At 58.3% G+C, this 24,248-nt stretch carries 28 protein-coding genes; 11 read left to right on the top strand and 17 right to left on the bottom strand.

Annotated elements, in window-relative coordinates; translation table 11 throughout:
* Window positions 1-97 precede the first annotated feature (97 nt).
* The 5 genes from NW812_RS10355 to NW812_RS10335 all read right to left on the bottom strand — a co-directional run bounded on the left by NW812_RS10355 (window position 98) and on the right by NW812_RS10335 (window position 4,071).
* Window positions 98-595 carry a thermonuclease family protein gene (locus NW812_RS10355; RefSeq protein WP_414396586.1) on the bottom strand — a complete coding sequence of 166 codons (498 nt, stop codon included), beginning with the start codon at window positions 593-595 and terminating at the stop codon, window positions 98-100.
* Between the two features lie 186 nt (window positions 596-781).
* Window positions 782-1,252, bottom strand: a complete 471-nt coding sequence (locus NW812_RS10350; RefSeq protein WP_414396583.1) for a YqeG family HAD IIIA-type phosphatase — start codon at window positions 1,250-1,252, stop codon at window positions 782-784.
* 2 nt (window positions 1,253-1,254) lie between these two features.
* Window positions 1,255-2,403 (bottom strand): endolytic transglycosylase MltG, encoded by a 1,149-nt coding sequence (mltG, locus tag NW812_RS10345; RefSeq protein WP_414396581.1) that lies wholly within the window; start codon window positions 2,401-2,403, stop codon window positions 1,255-1,257.
* A gap of 92 nt (window positions 2,404-2,495) precedes the next feature.
* Entirely contained in the window at window positions 2,496-3,245 is a 750-nt protein-coding gene (gene pyrH, locus NW812_RS10340) for a UMP kinase (RefSeq protein ID WP_414396578.1), read from the bottom strand.
* Window positions 3,246-3,345: 100 nt separating this feature from the next.
* Window positions 3,346-4,071, bottom strand: coding sequence for a TMEM165/GDT1 family protein (locus NW812_RS10335; RefSeq protein ID WP_414396575.1), 726 nt, complete (start codon window positions 4,069-4,071; stop codon window positions 3,346-3,348).
* A gap of 118 nt (window positions 4,072-4,189) precedes the next feature.
* On the opposite strand from NW812_RS10335, the gene NW812_RS10330 reads away from it, so the two are divergent.
* The 3 genes from NW812_RS10330 (at window position 4,190) to NW812_RS10320 (ending at window position 5,805) form a co-directional block, all read left to right on the top strand.
* Entirely contained in the window at window positions 4,190-5,194 is a 1,005-nt protein-coding gene (locus NW812_RS10330) for a CobW family GTP-binding protein (protein ID WP_414396573.1), read from the top strand.
* A gap of 69 nt (window positions 5,195-5,263) precedes the next feature.
* Window positions 5,264-5,590: a hypothetical protein gene (locus NW812_RS10325; RefSeq protein ID WP_414396571.1), complete on the top strand. Its 327-nt coding sequence runs from the start codon at window positions 5,264-5,266 to the stop codon at window positions 5,588-5,590.
* A 2-nt stretch (window positions 5,591-5,592) separates the two neighbouring features.
* Window positions 5,593-5,805, top strand: a complete 213-nt coding sequence (locus NW812_RS10320) for a hypothetical protein (RefSeq protein ID WP_414396568.1) — start codon at window positions 5,593-5,595, stop codon at window positions 5,803-5,805.
* Between the two features lie 9 nt (window positions 5,806-5,814).
* On the opposite strand, the gene guaA is transcribed toward NW812_RS10320, so the two are convergent.
* Window positions 5,815-7,365, bottom strand: a complete 1,551-nt coding sequence (gene guaA, locus NW812_RS10315) for a glutamine-hydrolyzing GMP synthase (protein ID WP_414396565.1) — start codon at window positions 7,363-7,365, stop codon at window positions 5,815-5,817.
* A gap of 265 nt (window positions 7,366-7,630) precedes the next feature.
* On the opposite strand from guaA, the gene NW812_RS10310 reads away from it, so the two are divergent.
* The 3 genes from NW812_RS10310 (at window position 7,631) to NW812_RS10300 (ending at window position 9,838) form a co-directional block, all read left to right on the top strand.
* Window positions 7,631-8,605, top strand: a complete 975-nt coding sequence (locus tag NW812_RS10310) for a hypothetical protein (protein ID WP_414396563.1) — start codon at window positions 7,631-7,633, stop codon at window positions 8,603-8,605.
* Entirely contained in the window at window positions 8,602-9,390 is a 789-nt protein-coding gene (rsmG, locus tag NW812_RS10305; protein ID WP_414396560.1) for a 16S rRNA (guanine(527)-N(7))-methyltransferase RsmG, read from the top strand. Before NW812_RS10310 ends, rsmG begins: the two co-directional genes overlap by 4 nt.
* A gap of 166 nt (window positions 9,391-9,556) precedes the next feature.
* Window positions 9,557-9,838, top strand: coding sequence for an RNA recognition motif domain-containing protein (locus NW812_RS10300; RefSeq protein ID WP_414396558.1), 282 nt, complete (start codon window positions 9,557-9,559; stop codon window positions 9,836-9,838).
* A gap of 4 nt (window positions 9,839-9,842) precedes the next feature.
* Here NW812_RS10300 and NW812_RS10295 read toward each other — a convergent pair whose 3' ends face one another.
* Complete coding sequence (locus NW812_RS10295) at window positions 9,843-10,115, bottom strand: hypothetical protein (RefSeq protein ID WP_414396556.1); 273 nt, start codon at window positions 10,113-10,115, stop codon at window positions 9,843-9,845.
* A 109-nt stretch (window positions 10,116-10,224) separates the two neighbouring features.
* Here NW812_RS10295 and aspS point away from each other — a divergent pair, with 109 nt between their 5' ends.
* The 3 genes from aspS to NW812_RS10280 are packed head-to-tail and all read left to right on the top strand — an operon-like array spanning window position 10,225 to window position 13,992.
* The gene (gene aspS, locus NW812_RS10290) at window positions 10,225-12,030 is read left to right on the top strand and encodes an aspartate--tRNA ligase (protein ID WP_414396554.1); all 1,806 of its coding nucleotides are present in this window, start codon (window positions 10,225-10,227) and stop codon (window positions 12,028-12,030) included.
* Window positions 12,031-12,069: 39 nt separating this feature from the next.
* Complete coding sequence (gene fabI, locus NW812_RS10285; protein WP_414396552.1) at window positions 12,070-12,846, top strand: enoyl-ACP reductase FabI; 777 nt, start codon at window positions 12,070-12,072, stop codon at window positions 12,844-12,846.
* A 21-nt stretch (window positions 12,847-12,867) separates the two neighbouring features.
* The gene (locus tag NW812_RS10280) at window positions 12,868-13,992 is read left to right on the top strand and encodes an AI-2E family transporter (protein ID WP_414396549.1); all 1,125 of its coding nucleotides are present in this window, start codon (window positions 12,868-12,870) and stop codon (window positions 13,990-13,992) included.
* 18 nt (window positions 13,993-14,010) lie between these two features.
* On the opposite strand, the gene NW812_RS10275 is transcribed toward NW812_RS10280, so the two are convergent.
* The 4 genes from NW812_RS10275 to psbV are packed head-to-tail and all read right to left on the bottom strand — an operon-like array spanning window position 14,011 to window position 16,492.
* Window positions 14,011-14,907 carry a sulfatase-like hydrolase/transferase gene (locus tag NW812_RS10275; RefSeq protein ID WP_414396546.1) on the bottom strand — a complete coding sequence of 299 codons (897 nt, stop codon included), beginning with the start codon at window positions 14,905-14,907 and terminating at the stop codon, window positions 14,011-14,013.
* Window positions 14,895-15,377 (bottom strand): LapA family protein, encoded by a 483-nt coding sequence (locus NW812_RS10270; RefSeq protein WP_414396544.1) that lies wholly within the window; start codon window positions 15,375-15,377, stop codon window positions 14,895-14,897. Before NW812_RS10270 ends, NW812_RS10275 begins: the two co-directional genes overlap by 13 nt.
* 60 nt (window positions 15,378-15,437) lie before the next feature.
* Complete coding sequence (gene psbV2 / locus NW812_RS10265) at window positions 15,438-15,956, bottom strand: photosystem II cytochrome PsbV2 (protein ID WP_414396541.1); 519 nt, start codon at window positions 15,954-15,956, stop codon at window positions 15,438-15,440.
* Window positions 15,956-16,492 (bottom strand): photosystem II cytochrome c-550, encoded by a 537-nt coding sequence (gene psbV, locus NW812_RS10260; protein ID WP_414396538.1) that lies wholly within the window; start codon window positions 16,490-16,492, stop codon window positions 15,956-15,958. The genes psbV2 and psbV overlap by 1 nt, the downstream gene beginning before the upstream one ends.
* Window positions 16,493-16,744: 252 nt before the next feature.
* Between psbV and NW812_RS10255 the strand changes: the two genes are divergently transcribed.
* Window positions 16,745-17,632, top strand: a complete 888-nt coding sequence (locus NW812_RS10255; protein WP_414396535.1) for a hypothetical protein — start codon at window positions 16,745-16,747, stop codon at window positions 17,630-17,632.
* Window positions 17,633-17,653: 21 nt separating this feature from the next.
* On the opposite strand, the gene NW812_RS10250 is transcribed toward NW812_RS10255, so the two are convergent.
* The 3 genes from NW812_RS10250 to NW812_RS10240 form a co-directional block, all read right to left on the bottom strand.
* On the bottom strand, window positions 17,654-18,283 hold the full coding sequence (locus NW812_RS10250; protein WP_414396534.1) for a hypothetical protein: 630 nt from the start codon (window positions 18,281-18,283) through the stop codon (window positions 17,654-17,656).
* Between the two features lie 374 nt (window positions 18,284-18,657).
* Window positions 18,658-18,945: a hypothetical protein gene (locus NW812_RS10245; RefSeq protein WP_414396532.1), complete on the bottom strand. Its 288-nt coding sequence runs from the start codon at window positions 18,943-18,945 to the stop codon at window positions 18,658-18,660.
* Window positions 18,946-19,007: 62 nt separating this feature from the next.
* Window positions 19,008-20,834 carry a M61 family metallopeptidase gene (locus tag NW812_RS10240; protein ID WP_414396529.1) on the bottom strand — a complete coding sequence of 609 codons (1,827 nt, stop codon included), beginning with the start codon at window positions 20,832-20,834 and terminating at the stop codon, window positions 19,008-19,010.
* A gap of 174 nt (window positions 20,835-21,008) precedes the next feature.
* On the opposite strand from NW812_RS10240, the gene ntcA reads away from it, so the two are divergent.
* Window positions 21,009-21,680 carry a global nitrogen regulator NtcA gene (gene ntcA / locus NW812_RS10235; RefSeq protein WP_414396526.1) on the top strand — a complete coding sequence of 224 codons (672 nt, stop codon included), beginning with the start codon at window positions 21,009-21,011 and terminating at the stop codon, window positions 21,678-21,680.
* 32 nt (window positions 21,681-21,712) lie between these two features.
* Here ntcA and leuB read toward each other — a convergent pair whose 3' ends face one another.
* From leuB to petB, 3 genes are all read right to left on the bottom strand, one after another.
* Window positions 21,713-22,828 (bottom strand): 3-isopropylmalate dehydrogenase, encoded by a 1,116-nt coding sequence (gene leuB / locus NW812_RS10230; RefSeq protein ID WP_414396523.1) that lies wholly within the window; start codon window positions 22,826-22,828, stop codon window positions 21,713-21,715.
* Between the two features lie 145 nt (window positions 22,829-22,973).
* Window positions 22,974-23,486 (bottom strand): cytochrome b6-f complex subunit IV, encoded by a 513-nt coding sequence (gene petD / locus NW812_RS10225; protein ID WP_414396521.1) that lies wholly within the window; start codon window positions 23,484-23,486, stop codon window positions 22,974-22,976.
* Between the two features lie 67 nt (window positions 23,487-23,553).
* Complete coding sequence (petB, locus tag NW812_RS10220; RefSeq protein WP_414396519.1) at window positions 23,554-24,201, bottom strand: cytochrome b6; 648 nt, start codon at window positions 24,199-24,201, stop codon at window positions 23,554-23,556.
* Window positions 24,202-24,248 lie beyond the last annotated feature (47 nt).

Below are 24,248 nucleotides of genomic sequence, written 5' to 3'. Positions count from 1 at the left end.
CTGCCGGTGTGGATCCTCAAGGATCTGGCTGGCGGCGCCAAGAGCCCCCTCGAGATACCACTATAATGCGACCAATAAGGCAAAGTAATCAGAAGCCCTAGCGGGGGCTATAGGGGGCCCAATAGCCTCGGCCCTGCTGCTTTGCAGCATTGGCAGCTTCCTTGAGGATAAGTCCGTACTTGAGGCCATCCGTTTGCCTTGCTAGCAGGCCATGCCCCAAAAACAGCACCTCCTGGTTGATGAGGGTGTGGGCCTGCCAGACGTAGGCGGGCAGGGTTGGCCCAGGAGCAAGGGCCGGATCCAGCTCTAAGAGCACCTCGCGCCCCAGCAAAGTCGTTTTTAGGTATTGGCCGGCAGCGTAGATAGGCGGAGGGGTTTGCCGCCGCAGCTCTGTCCAAGTAGGGTTGATCCCCCCTGGCAAGGGATCGACCCCAATCAGGTGCACCAGCCGCGCCTGTAAGTCCCCTTCAATTTGCACAACCAGGGTGCTGGAGTCAACTACCCCAATGACTTCTGCCCGTTTGAGCTTGGCGAGATCGGGACGGGCCACTGGGGTCAGGCCCCAGGCAGGAGAAGCGGCAACGAGCAAGGGCACGGCCAGCAGGCTCCTCAACCAACTTCGTCCATGGGGTATTAAGCGTTGGGAAACTGAGCGCAGGGCTTTTTGCAGCATGGGCATTACCTGTTCCAGGGCGGATTTGACGAGGGGGAGGGGTTTCTACTGGGCCGCAAGGGGGGATCCGGCTACCTCGTCACTTTACAAAAAACTTGGGCCAAGGGGTCAGCTTGGCAGAATTTGCTGCCGTTTCCCTGGGCCGACCCCGTTGACCAAGACGGTCACCAAGCCCAGCCGGTTGCCCGCCAGAATATCCGTCCACCGGCGATCGCCTACTATGGCCACTGCCTCGACCGGCAAGCCCATGTGCGCCACAGCCTGTCGCAGGGCGCGCCGCGAGGGTTTGCCAGCCCCGTGAATGAAAGGTAGGTTCAAACGCTCACCAATTTGCCGAATCCGGTTGCGGTTGAGGTTGTTGCTCACTAGCCAAATCTGAAAGTGGGGGCGCAACTGCTCTAGCCAAGCCGCTACTGCTGGATCCACCTCCGTCTGCCGGCTCGGCACCAGCGTGTCGTCTACGTCAAAGATGATGCCCCTTACCTGCCAGGCCCGCAGCTCCTCTGTCTGCAGCTGCAAGACAGTGCCATCCACGATCACATCCGGCTGCAGGAGCTTAAACCAAGGCTTGCGAACCATCGCTAGGGACTTGTTGGCGAAGGAAGTTGCTGGAGTTGGCTAAGAATTTGCCGTTGGGCCGCCTCGTGCTCTGCTGGGGTTCTGCTGAAAACGTGGGTGCCATCGTAGCGGGCCACAAAGTAGAGGTAGTCGGTCTCCTCAGGCTCTAAAACAGCTCTCAGGCTGGCCAGGCCAGGGTTGGCAATGGGGCCAGGAGGCAGGCCGGGGTTGAGGTAGGTGTTGTAGGGAGAGGGGGTGCGCACCTCGGCAAGGGTGAGACGGCGGGCTGGGGTTTGCTGGATGTTGAGGGCGTATTCTACGGTTGGGTCGGCAGCCAGCGGCATTCCTGCTTTGAGGCGGTTCAAAAAGACGCCTGCAATCAGGGCTCGCTCTTCTGGCACTGCAGCCTCCCGCTCCACGATGCTGGCCAGGGTGACCCACTCGTGCAGCGAGAGAGGGGTGGCATGCTGCCGAAACAGGGGCAGGGCCACCTCGGCAAAGCGCTGCAGCATAGCGTTGATGACTAGCTCAGCCTTCTGGCGATCCGGCAGGGATCCCTCCAGCTGCTCGGCAGGGAAGAAATAGGTGTCGGGGAAGAGGTAGCCTTCTAGGGAGCTGAGGTTGGGAGGCAGCCAATCGAGGGGAGGGATCACACGAGCCGTGGCGATGAAGACCTCGGCTGGGATCCAATTGCGCTCGGCCAAAGCCTCCGCAATCTGTTGAATCCGCCAGCCCTCCGGGATGGTGAGCCGCCGCTGCAGAATGCGGCCCTGTCGCAGTTGCTGGGCCACTGCCAGCATGTCTTGGTTGGGATCCAGAGCGTAGGTGCCCGCCTGAAATAGCCAGTTGCGCCCCAAGGTGCGGCTCCACAGCTCCCAGGCCAGCGCCGAGCGGATCACCCCTGCTTGCTGGAGTTGTCTCCCAATCTGGCGGCTGCTGCTGCCCGGCTGAATCGTTACTTGGATTGGCTCTGAACCCCCCACTGGCTGAAGCCAGGTCTGCCATCGCCAGTAGCCCAATCCTCCTGATAGAACCAGCAGAAAAATCAAGCTCTGCCAAAAACGCTGGCTCCCACGCTTGCGGAGGCGCTGCGCAGCAGCCAGGGGTGCCTCAGCGCTTTGCTTTGCAGCGCGCTTGGACGAGAGGGGATCCCTGGGCCTCTGAGCCGTCATCGCCTTTCCATGGCGGAAACCCTGCCCCAGCCTGCCTTGGTTGTCGGCAGCAAAATCATCAATCCTCCCCTGACCTCCAGCCAGTCGGAGCCCTAGGGAGAAGGCTTGTCGATCCCGTTGCTCCCCGAACTCCTTTGGCCAATCCAGGTGCCGATGGGCTCCCCCTGCACAGCCCGATAAATGTTGCCAGGGGTAGTCAAGTCAAAGACGACGATGGGGAGTTGGTTTTCCTTGCAGAGGGCAATGGCCGTACTATCCATCACCCGCAGATCGCGGGTCAGCACATCCTGGTAGCTGAGGACATCGTAGCGGCGGGCCTGGGGGTGAGTTTTGGGATCGGCATCGTAAACCCCGTCCACCTTGGTGGCCTTGAAAATGACTTCGGCGTCGATCTCCGCTGCTCGCAGGGCTGCCGTGGTGTCAGTGGTGAAGAAGGGGTTACCGGAACCCGCCCCGAAGATCACCACCCGCCCTTTTTCCAGGTGACGAATGGCGCGGCGACGAATGTAAGGCTCTGCCACCTCCTGCATGGCAATGGCCGTCTGCACGCGCGTCGGGATCCCGGCCCGCTCAATAGCATCCTGCAAGGCCAAGGCGTTGATGACGGTGGCCAACATGCCCACGTAATCAGCAGAGGCCTGATCCATTCCCTGCGCAGCCGCCTCTTGGCGCCCACGCCAGATGTTGCCCCCTCCCACCACAATGGCCACCTGTACCCCGGCTTGCACCACTGTGGCTACCTCGTTGGCAATGAAACTCAAAACCTTGGGGTCGATCCCGTAGGAACGATCCCCCATCAGGGCTTCGCCACTTAGCTTCAGGAGAATCCGTCGGTATTTCATAACTCCTCCGCTCCAGCCCACCCCTGCAATACAATAGCAGTTTAGGGGCGAGCTCCCCGCCAGGGATCCAGCCCTAGAGGACAGGGCCGTTCCAAACCTCCTAGCCGCCGGCAGCTAGGGACTCTCCCAGCAAGCCTAGGCCAATGAGAACAAATCCCACGCCCGCCAGGGTTTTCATCCAACGTGGGGGAATAAGCTGCGCCACCCAGGCTCCGGCCCACACCTCGAGAAAGCTAGCGCTGATGAGGGCCGCAGCAGCCCCGCAGAAGATTACTGTCAGGTCTTGCGAGCGGGCACTGAGGAGCAGCGTAGCCAATTGGGTTTTGTCGCTCATTTCGGCCAGCAGAATTGAGGCAAAGCTGACCAAAGCAGCCCGATTGGCTATTTGCTGGAGAGAAAAGGAGGAGGCTGGACTACCGTTTTCTCGGTTCACCACGTTCCTTTGCTCTAGGCGAGCACTCTGCCACTCCCGCCACAGCACATAGACTCCGATCATTAAAAAGCCCACTCCCGCCGCCCACTCTACCCAGGCTGCCGGGATCACCTGACCTAGCCACCCGCCCAACAGGACACTGAGCAAGGTGGCGGTGACCAAGGCACTGGCCGAGCCAAAAAAGATTGCCCAGGGAGACTGGGACTGGGCGCTTAGAAGCAAGATTGCCAACTGGGTCTTGTCACCCATTTCCGCCACAAAAACCGTTAAAAAGGTAACCAGCCAAAGGTGCAGTGGCGATCCCTCTCCCAGGTTGTTCTCAGAAGCAGAGGTTACAAGAGGTAGCGGCAGGGCTAACCCCAACTGCTCCGGCCAAAAGGGCAGCAAAGCCATAGCGCCCGCTTCCTAACCGCCTTCATTAGCTTACTGCATGGCCTAGCCGCCGGAGCTAGTCCCCTGCAGACGCAGGTAAGGTAGAAGGAAGTAAGGACATCCACTTTGGCAGCGCGCTATGACCACAACCCTTGAAGTGCCTAAGCGGGGCTTACCCGTTACCATCATCACCGGCTTTCTGGGGAGTGGGAAAACCACTCTCGTAAACCACATCCTCAGGAATCAAAAGGGAATGCGCACAGCGGTGCTGGTCAACGAGTTTGGGGAAATCGGCATCGACGGCGAGCTGATTATCTCCAGTGAAGAAGACCTGGTGGAGCTGAACAACGGCTGCATCTGCTGCACCATTCGCGATGACATTGTCGACAGCGTGCTGCGCCTGATGGAGCGCTCGGACAAAATCGACTATCTGGTGGTGGAAACCACTGGGCTGGCGGATCCCTTGCCGGTTGCCCTCACCTTCTTGGGACCAGAATTGCGGGATCTGACGCGGCTTGATTCGATTATCACTCTGGTGGATGCTAGCAACTTTGCCCCCGATCTGTTCCACAGCGACGTAGCCTACAGCCAAATTGCCTGTGGGGACGTCATCCTCCTCAACAAAACTGACCTTGTCGAAGCGGCAGAAATTGAGCGCTTGGAAAAACGCATCCGCGAGATCAAGGAAGATGCCCGCATCTTGCGCACGGTCAACAGTGTTGTTCCCCTAGAGCTCATCCTAGATACCGATCTATTTCAGCCCAGCTCCCTGCCCCAGGAGGAAGCCCACGACGCTGAGCACGACCACGAACACGACCATGAGCATGGCCACTCGCACCACAGCCACATCGAGGTTGAGGGTTTTAACTCCCTCTCCTTTGAAAGCGATCGGCCCTTCTCTTTGGACGCCTTCCAGAACTTTCTCAACGAGTTGCCTGAGGCGGTCTTTCGGGCCAAAGGGATCCTATGGTTTGAAGAAAGCCCAGAGCGGTATATCTTCCACCTCAGCGGCCGACGCTACACCCTCAGCAGCGATGAGTGGCCTCGCCAGCCCAAAAACCAGTTGGTGCTCATTGGCCAGCACCTCGATACGGCCAAGCTGCGGCAAAAGTTGGAAGCCTGTCTTGTCCCTGCGCCGGTCTAGAGTTAGGAGTTAGTCGGGCCCTGTTCCAGCAGCCTTGCGAGGGGAGCCTTGAGAGAGGGCATCCCGCCCATGGCCGACATTTTTGTGATGATTCGCAACCAAGCCAACAATGCCCTCACTTCCATCGAGGGGATCCCTTTTGTCGCCTTCTTGGAGCAGGAGGGGAAACGGATTGGGGAAGAAACCATCGAGTTAATCTACGCCGACGCCGGCTTTGATGACCTACCCGTTGGGGAATACATTGTGGGAGTACGGCACGGGCGGGTGGAACCGCCAAAAGCCACCTGCCCAGTAGTCATCAGGGCTGTCGATGAAGTTGTTTTGGTAACATTTACTTACCTTGAGCCCGAGCGGGTACTGCTGAACACTCGCATTGCTGTGGAAAAAAGGCTGTAACCATGACCGTTAAAGCAATCCCATCCCACTCCATCAAAGCTTTCCGCTATCGAGTGTTCTGTTTGGGACAGGATCTCTGGAAAGCCCAGGATCCCATTAGCCGTGCCAATTTGGCCCTGCAACTGGCCGATGCCGCTACAACCTTGGCCCGCCTGGAAGTCCAAGCCGCCCAGGCTCAGCTTTCCCACTCTCTCCCGAAAGCAGGCCCTCGCTAGGGATCCCGTCTACTCCCATTCGATGGTGCCCGGAGGCTTAGAGGTGATGTCGTAGACCACCCGGTTGACACCCGGAACCTCGTTGACGATGCGGTTAGAGATGGTGGCCAAGAGGTCGTAGGGCACCCTGGCCCAGTCTGCCGTCATGCCGTCCTCGCTGGTAACCAACCGCACCACTACCGGGCAAGCATAGGTGCGCTTGTCTCCCATTACCCCCACCGAGCGCACTTCTGGCAGCAACACGGCAAAGGCTTGCCAGAGCTTGGAGTAGTAGCCAGAGCGGTTAATCTCTTGGCGAACAATCATGTCGGCCTCGCGCAGGATCTCCAGCCGCTCTTGGGTAACCTCTCCTACAATGCGGATGGCCAGCCCCGGCCCTGGAAAGGGGTGACGATTAACGATTTCTTCCGGCAGGCCCAAGGAGCGAGCCAGCTGCCGCACCTCATCCTTGAAGAGCTTGCGCAAGGGTTCTACCAGCTTAAAGCGCAGATTTTTCGGCAAGCCGCCGACATTGTGGTGGCTTTTGATCTTGACGGCAATCCGCTCCCCAGTTACCGGATCCACGTTGGTGTTGGCCGACTCGATCACATCCGGGTAGAGAGTGCCCTGGGCCAGGTACTCGAAAGGACCCAGCCGCTGCGACTCCTCCTCGAACACGCGAATGAACTCTGCCCCAATGCGCTTGCGTTTTTCTTCTGGGTCGGTAACCCCCTTCAACTGCTGGAGAAAGCGCTCTTGAGCATCTACATAGTGGACGGGGATGTGGAATTGCTCCTGGAAAAGGCGCAGCAGCCGCTGCGGCTCGCCCTTGCGCATAAACCCTTGGTCGATGAACACGCAGGTGAGCTGGTCGCCAATGGCCTTGTGCAGCAAGAAAGCCAGGGTGGAACTATCCACCCCGCCGGAGAGAGCCAGCAACACCTTCTTGTTGCCCACCTGGGCGCGAACCTCTCGGATGGCCTCCTCCAGAAAAGCCTCCGTGGTCCAGGTGGGCTCGCAGCGGCAGATGTGATAGACAAAATTGCGCATCAGGAAAGCGCCGCCCTCGGAGTGGGCCACCTCTGGGTGAAATTGCACTCCGTACAGACGACGGACGGGATCGGCAATGGCAGCAAAGGGAGTGTTGTCCGTGGCGGCCAGGGCGTGAAAGCCTGGCGGCAATTCAGTAACCACATCCCCATGGCTCATCCACACAGTGCTGTTTTCTGGCAGGTTGGTGAGCAGGTCAGTGGGATCCAAAACATGGAGGGCAGCCCGGCCATACTCGCCTTTGCGGGCAGGCTCTACCCGGCCCCCCAACTGTTGCACCATGAGCTGCATGCCGTAGCACACGCCCAAGATGGGGATCCCCAACTTCCAGATCTCCGGGTCGCAGGCGGGAGCACCCGGCTCGTAGACGGAGCTGGGGCCGCCGGAGAGGATAATGCCTTGGGGCCGCAGTTGCCGCAGTTGTTCGGCGGTGGTGCGGTAGGAGAGAATTTCCGAATAGACCCGGGCTTCACGGACGCGACGGGCAATCAGCTCCGAGTACTGGGAGCCAAAGTCGAGAATGACGATCATCTGGCGCTGCACCTTGAGGGGGGAGCCGGAAAAAACTTACCCAGGGCCGGATGAAAAGCAGGGCCAAGAGATTAGCTGGGGATAACATCGTAGCAAGGACAGAGAGCTTTCCTGCAGGCATCTACCCTGGAAAACTTCTCGCAGAGGAGCTTTTGGGGCAAAACCGCCCCCTGGATCCCTGATAGAGTTTGCCATCGGCCAGGCCTGAAAGCGGGCAGAATGAGGATAGCGCTCTAGGCCAGTGGGCATAGCGCCAGGGATCCCTATGTCCACCCTCGTTGTCGAATCCTTTCAAACCTATCTACGTCGCCGCCGACGTCTGCTGGCCCGCCGTTTCAAGCACCAGCAGGGGTGGGTTGCGGTTTTGGCTCTCTTGGCCTTGTACTTGCTCAGTTGGGAGGCCCTGGGCGAGAGTAAGCTGTTACCGCTCCCGTGGCTAGCGGTGATCCCGCTGCTGGGGGGAGGGCTCTACAGCCTAGGCGCCGCGATGATCTGGAGGCTGCGCCAGCGCTGCTCCGCCCAGCTTTTGGCCGAAATGATCAGCTTGCCCCATTTGGCTTTAGCTGCCTTGATCTGGCTGGGTCTGGCCACTTGGGGAGAGCAGCTTTCCCCTTTCCTGCTACGCCGAAAAAACCAACTGTTGGCCGGCCTGGTACTCAGTTGGCTGGTGGCCCAGGGGTGGAGTTTTCTGCGTCCCAGCTCGATGGTAGAGGTGGGACAACTGTGGGCCGATTACCTGCAGGAGCTACGGGCTTCGGTGCTACAGCCCTGCTACTGCCGCCTGGAGGCCTGTCGCCAGGCGCTGCGCTCCTATCAGGCTATTTGGCAAGACCTCCAACTGGAAGAGCTGGAGGCCCAGCACCTCGTCCAGCTCCTGTCCGAATCCTTGCTGCCGCTGGCCTTGCCCCTCAAAGTCTACGCCCGCCAGGTTCACCACTGCTGTCAGCAGCTAGCAGCCCTGCTGGCGCAGATGCAAGAGCGGGTGGAGCGGCTGGAGCAGGTGCTTTTGGAGGTGGAGCTGGAGTTGGCTGCCTGTCAGCCTTTCCAGGCTCAGGCCCAGCCGATTAACCTCTTGCTGGAGGAGGGGATCCCCTGCCAGGAGCTGGATTTGCAGGAGTTGGTTTGCCTAAACCAGGAACTGCTGGGGGCGGATCGCTCTTTGCAGGGCTTGACCCAGGAGCTTAAGGGTTGGGCCGAAAAAGCCATCCCTGCCGCCCTGAAGCTGAGCCTCCCAGGATGACCAAAGCCGAAAAGACCCCGCTGGTTCCACTGGAGCCCCCCGAGCTCAAGGCGCTGTGGGCAAGGTGGCTAGCAGAGCTGGGTTGGCAACCCACGGAGCGCCAGCAACGGCAACTGCAGCAGCTCTACCCCCTGGTGATGGCCGGCAACCGCACCCAAAACCTCACCCGCATCACTGACCCCATCGACTTCTGGGAAAAACACCTGTGGGACTCGCTGCGGGGCCTGTGCTTGCTGGGTCCGTGGGAGGTCATTCAAACCCAGCCCTGGCGGGGCATCGACGTTGGCACTGGAGCAGGCTTTCCAGGGATCCCGGCCCAAATTGCCCTACCCCAGGCCAGCTTTACCCTGCTAGATAGCACCCAGCGCAAGATTGCCTTTGTGCAAGGCGTTTTGCAGCAGCTCTCCCTGGCCCAGGCGCGGGCAGTGGCCCAGCGGGCGGAAGTTTGGGGGCAAGACCCGCAGGAACGTGGCAGCTACGATCTGGCCCTGGCCAGGGCTCTGGCCGCAGCGGAGATCTGTGCCGAGTATTGTCTGCCCCTACTCAGGGTGGGAGGACGCGCCATCCTCTATCGTGGCCATTGGACCGAGGCCGAAGCCGAAGTTCTAGAGCGGGCCCTCTCCCTTTTGGGAGGGAAACTGGTTCACATCGAAGCCTTCACCACTCCCCACAGCCACAGCGTGCGCCACTGTCTGCTGCTGGAGAAAGTGGCTCCCACACCAGCTCTCTATCCCCGCCCTCCTGGTGTTCCCCAACGTCAACCCTTGGGGCGGGGCAAGCCTTAATTTCCTGGCTCGGGGATGTCTGCAGAAAATTTTGGAGGGGGGAGTTTGCAAATGCTGCTGCTAGGACTAAGATGGGGTTGGCATCAGTTTCGGATCAAGCCAAGGGTCTAACCAGGCGAGCTTCCGAACTGAGCGCTAGAGGGTAAAGTTCGGAGTTCGCAGGGTTATGACCATTTTTGTCGGCAACTTGTCCTTCAAGGCCAGTGAAGAAGACCTGCGTCTGGTTTTTTCTGAATACGGCACTGTCAAGCAAATCAAGATTCCAGTAGATCGCGAGACAGGCCGCAAGCGAGGCTTTGCCTTTGTGGAGCTGGAAAACGAAGCCGACGAGCAAAAGGCTATCGAAGAACTGGATGGAGCTACTTGGATGGGCCGAGATTTAAGAGTTAACAAGGCACTGCCGCGTCAGGCCAGCAGTAGCCGAGGTGCTCGTCCCTCCCGCTTCTAGGTCGTCAGGTTGCCGTGTTGAGGGAGTAGCTGGCGTACATCCCCAGCAGGCTACCGCTGACGCCAAACAGGGATCCCAGCAACCTCACTTGGTGTAGTCGAGGCACTAGCAATAGGAGAGTGAGGCCCACCCCTGTCAGCACGTTGGCGTTGCTCGCCCTCGGGGTGTTGCCGAAGAGGAAGTAGCGATGCAGGCCCGCTGGCGGATGGGAATCAGTACCGAGGAACAGCTCGGTGCCGAGACAGTGTGCCCTGGGGGTGTCCAATCCCGCTCTCATCCAAACGGTTGCCGCCGAAGCGGGGGTTCAGGTAGCCGAAGGGGCTCCCAGACAGGGGGGCTGAGTTTTGTATGATAGGGGCTCAGACCCTCGTTCTCTTACCTTGTCCATGCCTGCTGCCATCCGTCGCCCGCCTCGCTCTCTCTACTGTGGCCAAGTGCGCCCAGCCCATATCGGCCAGACGGTTACCCTCTACGGCTGGATTGACCGCCGCCGCGACCACGGGGGCGTGATCTTCCTCGATTTGCGGGATCGCTCCGGCATTGTGCAACTGGTGGCCGATCCCCAGAAGACTCCTCTTGCCTACGAGCTAGCCAAGGAGGTGCGCAATGAGTACGTGGTGCGGGTAACAGGAACAGTTCAGCCCCGGCCTGCCGACTCCTTCAACCCCCGCCTGGCCACGGGCGAAGTGGAGGTTTATGCAGAGCAGCTGGAGATTCTTAGCCGGGTGGCCAAGCAGCTTCCCTTCAGCGTCTCCGGGGAAGAAGGGGAAGAGGTGCGGGAGGAGATTCGCCTGCGCTATCGCTACCTGGACTTGCGCCGGGAGCGGCTGTCGCGCAACCTGCAACTGCGTCACCAGGTCATCAAGGCCATCCGCCGCTTTCTGGAAGACGAGGAAGGCTTCATCGAGGTAGAGACCCCCATCCTCACCCGCTCTACCCCCGAAGGCGCCAGAGACTACCTAGTGCCCAGCCGCCTCAACCCTGGGGAGTGGTTTGCTCTGCCGCAGTCGCCCCAGCTTTTTAAGCAGTTGCTGATGGTGGCTGGTGTGGATCGCTACTACCAAATTGCCCGCTGCTTTCGGGATGAGGATCTGCGGGCGGATCGCCAGCCGGAGTTTACTCAGTTGGACATGGAGATGAGCTTCATGGATCAGGAGGCAATCCTGGAGCTCAACGAGCGGCTCATCTGCCATATCTTCAAAACCGTTAAAGGGATCGACCTGCCCCGGCCCTTCCCACGGCTAACCTACGCCGAGGCCATGGCCCGCTACGGTTCCGACAAGCCCGACACCCGCTTTGGGCTGGAGTTGGTGGATGTTTCGGCGGTGTTTCAGGGATCCCGCTTTCAAGTCTTTGCCAAAGCCCTGCAGCAGGGAGGAGTCGTCAAAGTTCTGCCAGTGCCCGGCGGCGATGAACAGATCTCCAACACCCGCATCAAACCGGGCGGAGATCTGTTTAAGCTCGTCACTCAGTACGGGGCAGGCGGTTTGGCCTTCATTCGGGTGCGTCCCGATAGCCTCGACACCATTGGTGCCCTCAAGGAGAGCCTCAGCCCTGAGCAGGAACAGCAGTTGCGGCAGCTGACCAACGCCAAGCCAGGGGATCTGCTGCTGTTTGGGGCAGGGCCGGCTGCCGTGGTCAACGAGTCGCTAGGCCGGCTGCGGCTGCATCTAGGCCATGAACTGGGTTTGATCCCGAAGAATGCTTTGAATCTCCTCTGGATTACGGATTTCCCGATGTTTGAATTCAACGCCGAAGAAAACCGCCTGGAAGCCCTGCACCACCCCTTTACTGCTCCCCATCCTGACGACTTGGCCGACTTGAAGACGGCGCGGGCCCAGGCTTACGACTTGGTCTGGAACGGCGTGGAAGTGGGGGGGGGATCCCTGCGCATCTACCAGCGGGAGATCCAGGAGCAGGTTTTCCAAATCATTGGCCTTAGTCCTGAGGAGGCGCGGGAGAAGTTTGGCTTTTTGCTAGAAGCTTTTGAGTACGGCACCCCACCCCACGGGGGCATTGCCTACGGACTGGACCGGCTGGTGATGCTGCTGGCAGGGGAAGATTCCATCCGCGATGTCATCGCCTTTCCCAAAACCCAGCAGGCCAGGTGCTTGCTCACCGGTGCCCCCTCCGGGGTTGAGCCCAGGCAGCTTAAAGAACTGCACGTAGCCTCCACCTACCAGCCCGGCTAAAGGACGGATAAGCATCCACCCCTACTTCTTGGTCTCCCTATGCTAGATCTGACCGGAAAGAAAGCCTTGGTAACCGGCATTGCCAACGAGCGCTCCATTGCCTGGGGCATTGCCCAGCAGCTGCACAAAGCAGGAGCTACGTTGGGGGTTACCTACTTGCCGGACGAGCGGGATCGTTTCAAGACGAAAGTCCAACAACTCACTGAGCCCCTGCAGCCGGATTTTCTCCTTCCCTGCGACGTCCAAAGCGATCAGCAAATCAACGACCTATTTCAGGAAGTGGCCCAAAAGTGGGGCCAGCTCGACATCCTGGTTCACTGCCTGGCCTACGTCAAAAAAGAGGAGCTGAGCGGCAACTTTAGCGATATCTCGCGGCAGGGGTTTGCCCTGGCCATGGATGTGAGCACCTACTCCCTGATTGCCCTCTGCCGGGCCGCTAAGCCCCTCTTGAGATCCGGCAGCAGCGTCCTCACCCTCACCTACTTAGGGGGAGTGCGAGTGGTGCCTAACTACAACATGGCTGCTGTCACCAAAGCGGGCCTAGAAACCTGCGTTCGCTACCTGGCAGCCGAGCTGGGCCCCGCCGGGATCCGGGTGAATGCCATTTCTGCTGGACCCATTCGCACCTTGGCTTCCTCGGCCATTGCTGATTTTCATGCCATGCTGCACGCGGTCGAGGAGAAAGCTCCCCTGCGGCGCAATATCACCCAGCTCGAGGTGGGCAATGTGGCAGCTTTTCTGGCCAGCGACCTAGCTAGCGGCATTACTGGCCAGGTGATCTACGTAGACAGTGGATATAGCATCCTGGGTTTTTAGGCTTGGTGGGATCTCCCTGGCATGAACCGCTTTTCCTTTTCCCCCTTGCAGCGGCTGCTAGTGACCTGGATTTTGATGGTCATTAGCGGCTGGCTGGCCCTGCAAGTGGGCCGTCTGTTTGGCCATCTGCTCGCCACCATCCTGACAGCGGCGGTACTGGCTTTTTTGCTCAACTACCCAGTCCAGGCGCTGCAGCGCTACCGGGTCAACCGTGTTGTAGCGGTGGCTTTGGTCTTTGCCCTCTCGGTGGTGCTGCTGGTTTTGGTGGGGATTGCCGTTGTGCCCCTCCTGGCTAAGCAGGTGGTGCAGTTGGGGGCACGGATCCCTGAGTGGGTGGATACTTTACAACATTGGCTTGGCCAGATTAGCCTCTGGGCTGCCGAGCGCAACATCAACCTTGGCCAGCCGGAGCTGGTGAACACTCTCCTCAGCCGCCTGCAGGCCGGTGCTGAAAAAATTGCCAGCCAATCCCTCGACATCCTCCTAGGCACCTTTAACCAGGTGGTCGACTTGGTGTTGGTCTTGGTGTTGGCCTTCTACATGCTGCTCTATGGGGGCCAGTTTTGGCAGGGGTTGCTCAGCCTCTTTCCCAAGCCCTGGGGGCCGCGCATCGGCGAAGCCCTGGTGCTCAGCTTTCAGAACTTTCTCATCAGCCAGTTGGTGTTGGGGTTCATGATGGCCCTGATGCTGGTGCCAGCGTTTGGGCTGCTGCGAGTACCCTTTGGGCTTTTGTTTGGCCTCTTGATTGGCCTGCTGGAGGTGATCCCGCTGGTAGGGGGCTTCATTGGTATTGGCGCGGCAGCAGTGCTGCTGGCTTTCCAGGACATTTGGCTCAGCCTCAAGGTGGTTCTGGTCTCCCTGATCGTGCAGCAGATCAAGGATCGGGTCATCGCTCCCCGGCTGATGGGAGAGCTGATTGGCCTCAACCCGGTGTGGATCTTGATTGCCCTGTTGGCGGGGGCACAGCTGGGGGGCATCCTGGGCGTGATCGTTGCCATCCCCCTCAGCAGCGTGGTGAAGAGTCTCTACGAGGTGGCCCGTTCCGCCAAGTTGGCCGCCGAAGAGGGGTTGGACTTGACGGCAAAGGTGACCTCCCTCGGCAAAAGCCCCCTCGAAACTCGCCGGGAGGAGATCCAGGAGGTCTAGCTTCCAATAGGCATTGTCCTAGCGAATTTTGCCCTCGATAAAGGGCACCTCCAACACCTTTTCGTGGTGGATGGGGCCGTGGCCGAAGTAGCCCCCCTCTCCAAACAGTTCGCCGTGGTCGGCTGTAACCGTGATGTAGGTGTTTTTGGGAACCAGATCGAACAGTTGCTCAAAGACCCCGTCTAAGTAGCGCACCGCCTCAATCTGCCGCTGCCGCAGCTCCTCCAACTGGGCGGCGCTGAAAAAAGGGATCCCCTCCTCTTTCCCTTCATCCAGTCGCTTGAGCACCCCGTTGACCCCCGAAATGTGGGGCCACGCGCTGGGATCCTCATCGGGCAGGGCGTAGGGATAGTGAGTTTCGCCTACATTGAGCAGGTAAAAGCTAGGGCGATCCGGATCAAAGCGCAACTGCTCCACCATAGCCGCCATGTCGTTGTGCCGGGGCATGAGACGGTAGGAATCGAAGTCGCGATTGAGCAGAGTGCTGGGATTGAGCACCGGCATGGAGACCAGGGCGTGGGTGGTGTAGCCCAGTTGGTGCTTCAGGAGCGTTGGCAGGTAGAGGTGAGGCAGCAGATGCTTGAACTCAATCGGCTGCCGGGTGCCGAGGCGCTCGTTGTAGCGCAAATACTCCTGCTTGTAGTGTTCGGAGGCAAAAACGTGGGTGGGGCTGGTATGGGGCAGCAGGCCCATGAGCAGGTTGTAGTGAGCAGGAGCTGTCCAGGAAGCGTAGCTCCAGCGCTTTTCCAGAGGACCTAGCTTCAGCAAGTGCTTGGGCTTAGCCGCCAGCAGGCTGTCGAAGCGGCAACTGTCTAGCACGATGAGCAGGTAGTTATTCTGCCCCTGGGGTTCGGGGCGGGGGGCGGGCTCAGGGTCGGGGGCTGGAGACGATCTCCACCAGTTTAGGAATCCCATTCCTCCTCCTCTTCAGCAGAGTAAGGCCGCCGGACAATCCGCCAGCTGGGGGTTGTTGCTGCATCGTCCTCAGGTTCGCTGGGTTCGGGGGCAGGCTCGCGAATGCGTTCCGGCGGGATATTGGAATAGGAATAGCGGCCTGTCTCAGGATCCGGCAAATCTGGTGGCAAATAGTGGTCGGGGGGAAGTAGCTGCGCTTCCAAAAAGCGCACCCGGTCGAGGAGCTGATTGAGCTTGCGAATGGCCTGGCGCTGCAACGCCCGCTCGTGGAGCTGCCAGGATCCCACGTACAAAAATCCCAAGCCCACTCCTACTCCATAGGCCATCAAGAGCACCAGCGACAGAGGTACAGCAGGGCCAGCCTGTCCAGCTACAACAACCACCGCTGCCGATCCCCAGTTTTGGACCAGGAAAATCCCCAAGGCCAGGATCCACAGCCCTAGGAGCAGGGAGCGGATGTTTTGGAGCATGACCTCAACCTTCCCTCTCCCCTAGGCTACCACCAATCCCTGGCGGGGGGCAGGACGGGGTTAGTTGAAGGTGTTGGATCCCCAGCCGGGGGCCACTTGAGCGGCCCTGAGGATAAAGGCAGCTAGGTTGCGCAGCGCCTCATCATCCATCCAGGAGGGGGGCACAGGACGGCAGCCATAGCTAGGCTTGCTGCCGTCGTAGCTGCGGGGATCCCGCTGGTACTCGACAAGAGCTTGGATGGTGTCGCGGGGCGGAGTGGCACCGCGCAAGTCTTTCAGCGAGAGAGAAATGTTGGGAGCGGGCAGGGTAGAGCCGCCCACATGGCAGTTCAAGCAAGCAGATTGGAAGCGGTTTTTCCCGTCGCTCAGCTGCTCCGGAGTAAAGGTAAGGGTGTGTCCCTCCGCATCCCAGGGCAGCTCCACCGGCCCAGTTGCCCGCAGATATTGGCTCACGTAGGGATCCACGCGGGCCAGCGCTGGGCTAGCCAACCCCAGCCAAACTAGGAGCAGGATCCCCGCCCACCTCCGGGCCCGCTGAGGGACCCGCCATCGCTTGGTCCCTTGAGTTTGCCCAGGCATCAGAGATAGGCCGAAAGGTCACTGTGGGATTCGCTCTTGGTGCCGCCCCAGCCGGGCACCGTCTTGGCCTGAACCAAGATATAGCCAGCAATTAACTTCAGATCCTCCTCGGTAAGGTTGCGCAGGCGGGGATACTCGCTTAAGAGCTGCGTGTTGGGATGGTATTCCACCAGGGACTCTACCCCGTCGTAGGTGACTGGGTTTTTGATGTAGTCCACGATTGCCAGCACGTTATCGCGAGGAGGTGTTGCCCCCGCCAGATCCGCAAGCTTCAAGGTCACATCTGGGTTGGGAAGGGTTTGACCCCCCACATGGCACTGGGCACAGGTTTTGTTAAAAAGTTGCTTGCCGCGGGCCAGTTGCGCCTCGGTAAAAGTAATGGTTTCAGTTGGCGACAGGGGTACCGGAGGGATCTGCCTAGCTGCCAGGGTCGGCCACCCAGCAAACCCAGCCAGCCCCAGCGCCAGGATGCAAATCAACAGCCGCCGACGCACCGCTGCCAGCGCTTTCTGCAAAGAAAAGGATTTGCTAAACATGGGTCTCCATCAATGACTTCAAAAAGGGCGTCAGCTTTGCTCCAGCGACAAACCCGACACCCGGATCTAAGGATAGACCATTGCGGGATCACTTGCAGACAGGATTTTGGCTTCCCTTTCCCTTCATTGGAGTGTTAAGTTTAATTGCAAATTCAGGATCTCCAGCAGCTAGGAAAGGCCTTTGCGACAACAGCTGGCATAAAGCTTAGCCTGCCGATCTGGAGGTTATGGAGCCGAGTTCTAGGATTGCCCATGTCATCTTTCCGGTTCCAGCCGTTGCGGGTGGCCTTCACCTGTGCAGATCCCAGCCAAGTGCCGATCTCTGTTGACGAGTTGGTAGCGGCTCTGCCGGCCTCGCCGCTTCTGGCCTACACTGAACCGGAAACGGCGGCTCTGCGGGTAGAGATGCTGCCGGATGCAACCTATTACTTCTACCGCCGCGGAGAAGACGTGGCCCTGGCGGCTTTCCGCATCCCAGTGAAAAAGCTGCAGGCTCTGCCCCGCAAGCTTGTGCGGCTGTTGGAACACGTGGCCGCCTTCGACAACCTCCTCAACCTGCAACCGGCTAGCGACGCCCTAAGCAATGTCCTGGAAGTGGAGTTTCTGCAACTGGAAACGCCAGCCAGCGGCTCCAGGCCCGCCGAGGTCAGACCCCTGCCGCGGGATCCCCAAGGCCAGCTGCAAATCCAGGCAGGCCGCAACCTCGCCATCGCCTTGCGCAACAAGGCCCTCACCCCAGTGCATGTCTATGTAACAGTCTTTGACGAACGGCAGTGCAGCGTCGGCTTGGTCTATCCCTACCAGCCGGACTTTCCTACTCGCCTGCGCCCCAGCGAAAGCGTGTTGGTCGGCTCTGGCCCTCGCTATCTGCTGCAGATGCAACTGCCCGAAGAGGCAGAGACAGCGGTGGATCGCTTCAAAATCTGGGTCAGCGCTACTGGCATGCAGCCGGGCATCATGGCAATGCCCCCTCTGGGGCAAAGACTGGAGCCCCCCTCTGAGGATCCCTACGGATCGGGATCTCGGCTGGATCGGGAAGTTCGGCTGGCCATCTTGGGCAAGGCGGGCAGCACGCCCATGCCAGCTTTTGCGGAGGATCCCTGGTGGTGTATGGAACAAGCTGTCAAAATTGTGGCTTAAGCTAATGCTCTTGGGTGCCTTTCAGACTTCTCGAAGGTGACTTTTTAAGATCCTCTCAAATGTAGCCTCAACCTCATCAACACTGATGACTGACAGATGATAGAGAGAGGATAGACTGGTTTTTGCATCTTGACTAACGTCGGTCAAAACTATGATGGCTTGGTTTCTCTGAAGACCAAGGTCAGAAGCAATCTTGGAGTACTTTTGTACTTTATCTTGGTACTCACCTGTCTTCGACTCTACCCAGTAAAATTGATCATTAACGTGGAAGAGAAGATCCATCTCAAAATCATCTCCGTTTGACAAAGTAACTTTGGCATTTGCTATGTAAGAAAAATCAATCTTCCCAGTTTGCCTTTTAGCAAGGCAAATCAACCTATTCCTAACGTATCTCTCCAGCCAGTTTCCTGAGAGAAAATTCAGTGCTTGTGGAGATCTGCTGGCTCTTGCTACTAGCAGACACCTGGGCACTCTGAAGTATCTATACTCTTCCAAAAATGCAATCTTGTATAGCTCTGTGGCAACCTGGCAAGTTGTGCCAATTACTTGTTGAGGTTCGTCTCTAAGGCTTATTGAGAAAGAGTTTCCGCTGTTCATACTTGACTTAATCATTCCATAGAATCTTTTGATCAAAGAGTACTGACTACCCATAAGGTCAGCTATTTGACTAGCTTCTCCTCTTCTTCCTCCATATCTATGCTTCTGATCTTTATGTTTTTCGAGTTTAAGAAAGATTCTATCTTCGATATGTCAACTTCTAGCTAGAAGCAGCTACTTTTTCCTTATCTCTCGGTACATCGTCTGGTAGACTATTCTCTATTGTTTTATGGATGGCAGCCTGATCTTTTTGAGAGTTTTGATCTGTAGCTTGGGATATCTCTAATCTGGAAGATTTTTTAAGAGCAACCTGTAGTTGCTGATAGATACCTCTAGCTTCTTTCACTAAGTTTTCTAGGATAGCTTGCTGACTGTTGAGCTGCTCATTATGTTCAGCTAGCCTTACAGATATAGCCTGCGTAAGATCCTTACCCCAAACCTGCAGAAAACTTTGATAACTTTACTAGAAGACGCAGCCTGAACTCTTCAAGATCAGCTTGGATAGACTGTAACCTCTGAGAAGTCTCGTCTGCCAAGCCTTCTCCTAACTTGATTAAGGTTTTGTCGAGTTCTTGGCCCAGCCATGAAGATATCTCTCTAATGACCTCTCGCTGCCAGACCTCTAGTCTAGGATTGGCCTTGTAATGGCGGGCAACGTAAACACCCAATGAGAAACCAACAGCCACCCCAATTAACAAAGCCAAAACGAGGTCCATCAGATTGGCTCCTTGCCCCTATTGTTACTTTTTGCCTAGGTTACCCGCCTGTTTCAAGATTCTCAGGCAAGAAGAGGCGTATCTTGTCCTGAAGAGCCGAGCAGGGATCCCAACCAGCTTTGTTGGAGCGCTTTCTGGGCGGGAGTGAGCTCAGGCAAGGCCTCCAGGGTGTACACATCCGGGCGGGGCGGATCCAAGGGGATCCAAAAGTGCTTTAGCTGATCGCCTTGGAAGACGCTAAGACAGATGGTTTGGTGGGGCTGATAGGCTGCCAGGCGCTCTGGCAAGGTGGCGACGCTTACCCGAAAGCCATCCAAAGCCACCAGCTCGTCGCCAGCCCAGATGCCTGCTTTTTGAGCCGGGGAGCCCATCTCGACGGCGCTGATGCGGTTGCCCTCGCCGTTGAAGTTCAAGCCCAGGTAGGGAGGAGGGTTGGGGCGGCTAAAGTGGGCCTTGAGGGTGAGGCCAAACGGATGGAGGTAGGCGTTGTAGTCCAGTTCTTCCGTGCCTTCCACGTAGGCGGCAAAAAAGCGCCCAAGGTCGACACCGGCTGCTCGCTCAAAGGCCTCCCGCAAGTCCTGGTAAGTATAGCCTTTCTCAAACCGGCCAAAGCGCTGCCACAAATCCTGCATGGCCGTGTCCAGGGATCCCCGCCCTCCTGAAAGGTGGCGAATGTGCAGATCTAGCAGCCAGCAGACTAAAGCGCCCTTGAGGTAATAGGAAACCTGGCTGTTGAGGCTATTTTCGTGGGGGCGGTAGAGCTTGATCCAAGCATCGAAACTGGCCTCCTGCAGCGATTGTACGACTCGACCTGGCGTGCGCTGTAGCCGGCTGATTTGCTCAGATAGGATCTGCAGAAACTCTTTGGCACTGAGGATCCCTGCTCGTAGCAAGATAACATTTTCGTAGTAGCTGGTTGCCCCTTCGCAGAACCAGAGGCAGTCCACATAGTTTTCTTGGTTGTAGTCAATTTTCTCCAAAGCTAGAGGGCGCAGCCGCTTGACGTTCCAAGCATGGAAAAGCTCATGGGCCAGCAGCGCCAAAAAGCGGCGGTAGGACTGAGGCTGATGCAGCTCTAGTCCAGAATAGTTGAGGGTGGCACTGTACTTGTGTTCTAGGCCACCAAATCCCCCGGCCGACAAATGCACAATAAACCAGTAGCGGTCGTAGGGCAGCCCGCCAAAAAACGCTGCCGTGGTTCGGACAATTTTCTCGGCATCGGCCACTGCTTGATCCAAATTCAGGGTGCCCGCTCCCCAGACCACGAAGTAGTGCGGGATCCCTTCCACTGCAAACGAGCGCAACTGGTGCAAGCCCACTTCCACTGGGCTGTCTGCCAGCTCGTCGTAGTCTTCAGCAAAGAAAGACTGGCCAGCGCTAGGATCCCCTGGGGAAGGAGAGGCCAGGGGCCGCAGGCTGGTGGCAATGCGCCAGTCGGGGTGGGGAGGGATCACGGTCAGCGTATAGGGCTCCCGCTCGCGGCCAGGCACGTAGAGAAAGAGCGCCGCCCCATTGAAATAGGCGTGGGTGAGATCCAGATGGTTGGTGCGCACCGTCAGCTCATAGGCATAGACCCGATAGCGGACTGTAACCGCCGAACACCCAGGTGGATCGACCTCCCAGGTGTTTTTATCAACCTTTCGCCAGGCCAAAGGGCTCCCTTGCTCGCTCAGGGCCTGAAACTCCTGTACATGGCGGGCATGCTCCCGCACTAGGTAGGATCCCGGCGTCCACACTGGCAGCCGCAGCCGCAGGGGCACCTCCGGTTCCACTTCGCGAATCTGCAGCTCCACCTCCAAGAGGTGACTGGCTGGCTCTGGCATCCGCACCGTAAAGTGCTGACGGCTAGGGCGAGAAGGGGTGGCAACCTCAGCCGGCGGGATCCCCATACAACCTTCCCTTGTCGCAACAAAGGAACGTAGCTCTGGCTACAAAGATATCCAGGCAGAGTCTCTTAAGTTTAGGGTAGTCTTCGAGTCGTGGGCAGCTCGATCCAGGTGCCCCAAGCTAACCTCTGGGGTTGATCCTAGAGATAAACTGACCTTGAAAGGTTGACAAGTCTCGTGGTGGCCGTCGCAGAAAAATCTCTCATTGCAGCTTTTAAGCAGTTAGGAGGATCTCGCCATCCTCCGGTTATCGAGACTTATGAACGCGGCAAGACCATTTTTCTCCCCGGCGATCCGGCGGAGCGGGTTTACTTTTTGGTCAAAGGAGCCGTTAAGCTCTCGCGGGTGTACGAAAGGGGGGAAGAAATTACCGTTGCCCTCCTGCGGGAGAACAGTATTTTTGGTGTGCTCTCCTTCATTACCGGGCAGCGCTCCGACCGCTTCTATCACGCCGTAGCTTTTACTCGCGTCGAGCTGCTTTCTCTGCCCATCGAACAGGTGGAAAAGTCTGTACGGGAGAACGCTGAGCTGGCCATGTTGCTGCTTAAGAGCTTGGCTTCCCGTATCCTGCAGACAGAGATGATGATTGAAACCCTGGCCCACCGCGACATGGCCTCCCGCCTAGTTAGCTTTTTGTTGATCCTCTGCCGCGACTTCGGGGTGCCTGGCCCCAATGGCGTAACCATCGACCTCAAGCTGTCTCACCAGGCTATTGCCGAAGCCATCGGATCAACCCGCGTCACCATTACCCGTCTCTTGGGAGAGTTGCGCAAGAAAAACTACATTTCTATCCACAAGAAGAAGATCACTGTCCACGACCCCATCCAGCTTAGCCATCGCTTTACCTAGGGGGCCAGCTCTCAACGGCTGAGAGACACCTGCTAGGAGGCGGGCAGCTGAGCCAGGGCAGCCAGGATCTTTTCCCCCATTTCCCGGCAGCCGACCAGGGTCATCCCCTCCGAGTAGATGTCGGCGGTGCGGTAGCCCTGGGCCAAAACCGCCTCGACGGCCTGTTCGATGCGGTCAGCAGCTTGGGGCTGATCCAAGGAGTAGCGCAGTAGCATTGCCCCAGAAAGCACCTGGGCAATGGGGTTGGCCTTGTCTTGGCCGGCCATATCCGGAGCTGAGCCATGGACTGGCTCATAGAGGCCTGGGCCGGTAGCTCCCAGAGAGGCAGAAGGCAACATGCCAATGGAGCCAGTTAGCATGGCCGCCTCGTCGGAGAGGATATCCCCAAAGAGGTTTTCTGTCAGGATGACGTCAAACTGCTTTGGCCAGCGCACCAACTGCATGGCCGCGTTGTCGACATAGAGGTGGGAAAGCTCTACGTCAGGGTATTCGGCGGCAATGGCGGTAACCCGCTCCCGCCACAGTTGCGACACCTCCAGCACATTGGCCTTATCCACCGAGCAAAGCTTGCGCCGTCGCTTGCGGGCCAGTTCAAAAGCTACGCGGGCAATACGATCCACCTCGGCCTCGCTGTAGGCCATGGTGTTGACGCCGCGGCGGGACCCCTGGGCATCGACGAAGATCCCACGGGGCTGACCAAAGTAGATGCCGCCGGTGAGCTCGCGTACCACCACCAGGTCGATCCCAGCAACCACCTCCGGCTTTAGGGAAGAGGCCTGCACCAGTTGGGGGAAGATCTTCACGGGGCGCAAGTTGGCAAATAGCCCCAAGCCGGCCCGCAAGCCCAGCAAAGCCTGCTCCGGTCGCTTCTGGCGCGGCAGGGTATCGTACTTAAAGTCGCCAACTGCTGCCAAGTAAACGGCATCGCTTTCCTGGGCCATTTTCAAAGTCTCCGGGGGCAAGGGATCCCCCGTGGCCTCGTAGGCTGCTCCGCCAATTAGGCCCTCCTGCCACTGGAGGGAAAACCCCATCTGAGCGGCAACGGCGTCCAAAACTGCCCGACCCACCTGCATAATCTCAGGGCCGATTCCGTCGCCGGCTAGGGCAGTAATCCGATAGGTTTGAGCAGCAGAAGAAGAAACGCTCATGGGCGATCCCCGCAAGAGGAGTGCGTAGCGATATTACCATCCCCTTGCCCAAGGTCTGCCGAAAAGTCCCCCGGGAAAGTTCCCCTAAAAAAAGTGCAGCTTGGCCATCAGCCTGCTGCACCTAGAGTTATCAATATTCGGCTCTCTAGAACAGGCCCAGGGTAACCCACTTGTCCAGCGGCAGAGTGGCGCCAATGCCTAGATACAGGGTTACCAAAGTGCCAATCAAAAACACCGTCGTCGCCACTGGACGGCGCAGCGGGTTCTGGAACTTGTTGACGTTTTCAATGAAAGGCACAAACAAAAGGCCCACGGGAATAGCCAACATCAGGGCAATGCCCAGCAGCTTACTGGGAACAACGCGCAAAATGTGGAACACAGGGTAGAGGTACCACTCGGGAAGAATTTCCAGGGGCGTGGCAAAGGGGTCTGCCGGCTCGCCTACACCCGCGGGATCCATAACCGCCAGGCCGACAATCACCCCAATGGTGCCCAGGATGACCACCGGGAACATAAAGAGCAAGTCGTTAGGCCAAGCGGGCTCCCCGTAGGTCATGTGGCCCATGTTCTTCTTCAGCTTGGCCAAAACTTTGGGGTTGTCCAGGTCAACTTTGCGTGTAATAACCTCAGTCGCCAGCGCTTGCTTCGAGAGAGGCATAGCAGTTCTCCTTATCTGGGGCAAAAGAGTTGAGTAAGGGAAAGCAGAGGATCCAACCAGCCCTGGCTCACAGGGGTCCAGAAATGCCCTGGCGGCGGATCATCAAAAAGTGCATGGTCATGAAGACCGCCGTCAGCCAAGGCAGGACAAAGGTGTGCAAGCTGTAGAAACGAGTGAGGGTAGCTTGGCCAACAGCCTCGCCACCGCGGATAAGCTGAACCAGGGCATCACCCACCACCGGGATAGCGCTGGGCACTCCCGAGACGATCTTGACTGCCCAGTAGCCCACCTGATCCCAGGGCAGAGAGTAGCCCGTAACCCCGAAAGAAACCGTCAGCACCGCCAAGATCACGCCGGTGACCCAGGTCAGCTCGCGGGGCTTTTTGAACCCACCGGTCAGGTAAACCCGGAAGGTGTGCAGAATCATCATCAACACCATCATGGAGGCGCTCCAGCGGTGGATGGAGCGCAGCAGCCAGCCGAAGTTGACCTGGGTCATGATGTAGTTGACCGACTCAAAGGCCTCGGCCACCGTCGGACGGTAGTAGAACGTCATGGCAAAGCCGGTGGCAAACTGAATGAGAAAGCACACCAGCGTGATGCCGCCAAGGCAATAGAAGATGTTAACGTGCGGCGGGATGAATTTTCCGGTTGCGTCGTCGACGAAGGGCGTAATCTCTAGCCGCTCGTCTAGCCAATCGTAAACTTTGCCCATAGTACCTTTCTTTCCAATTTCTCGGTATCTCCCCGGCGGGAGAAAGT

Origin of the sequence: Synechococcus sp. O70.2 (assembly GCF_047462135.1) — a bacterium.
Taxonomy (GTDB): domain Bacteria; phylum Cyanobacteriota; class Cyanobacteriia; order Thermostichales; family Thermostichaceae; genus Thermostichus.
Note: the sequence above shows the minus strand (reverse complement) of the source record. Positions and strands in the feature narration are given on the sequence as shown.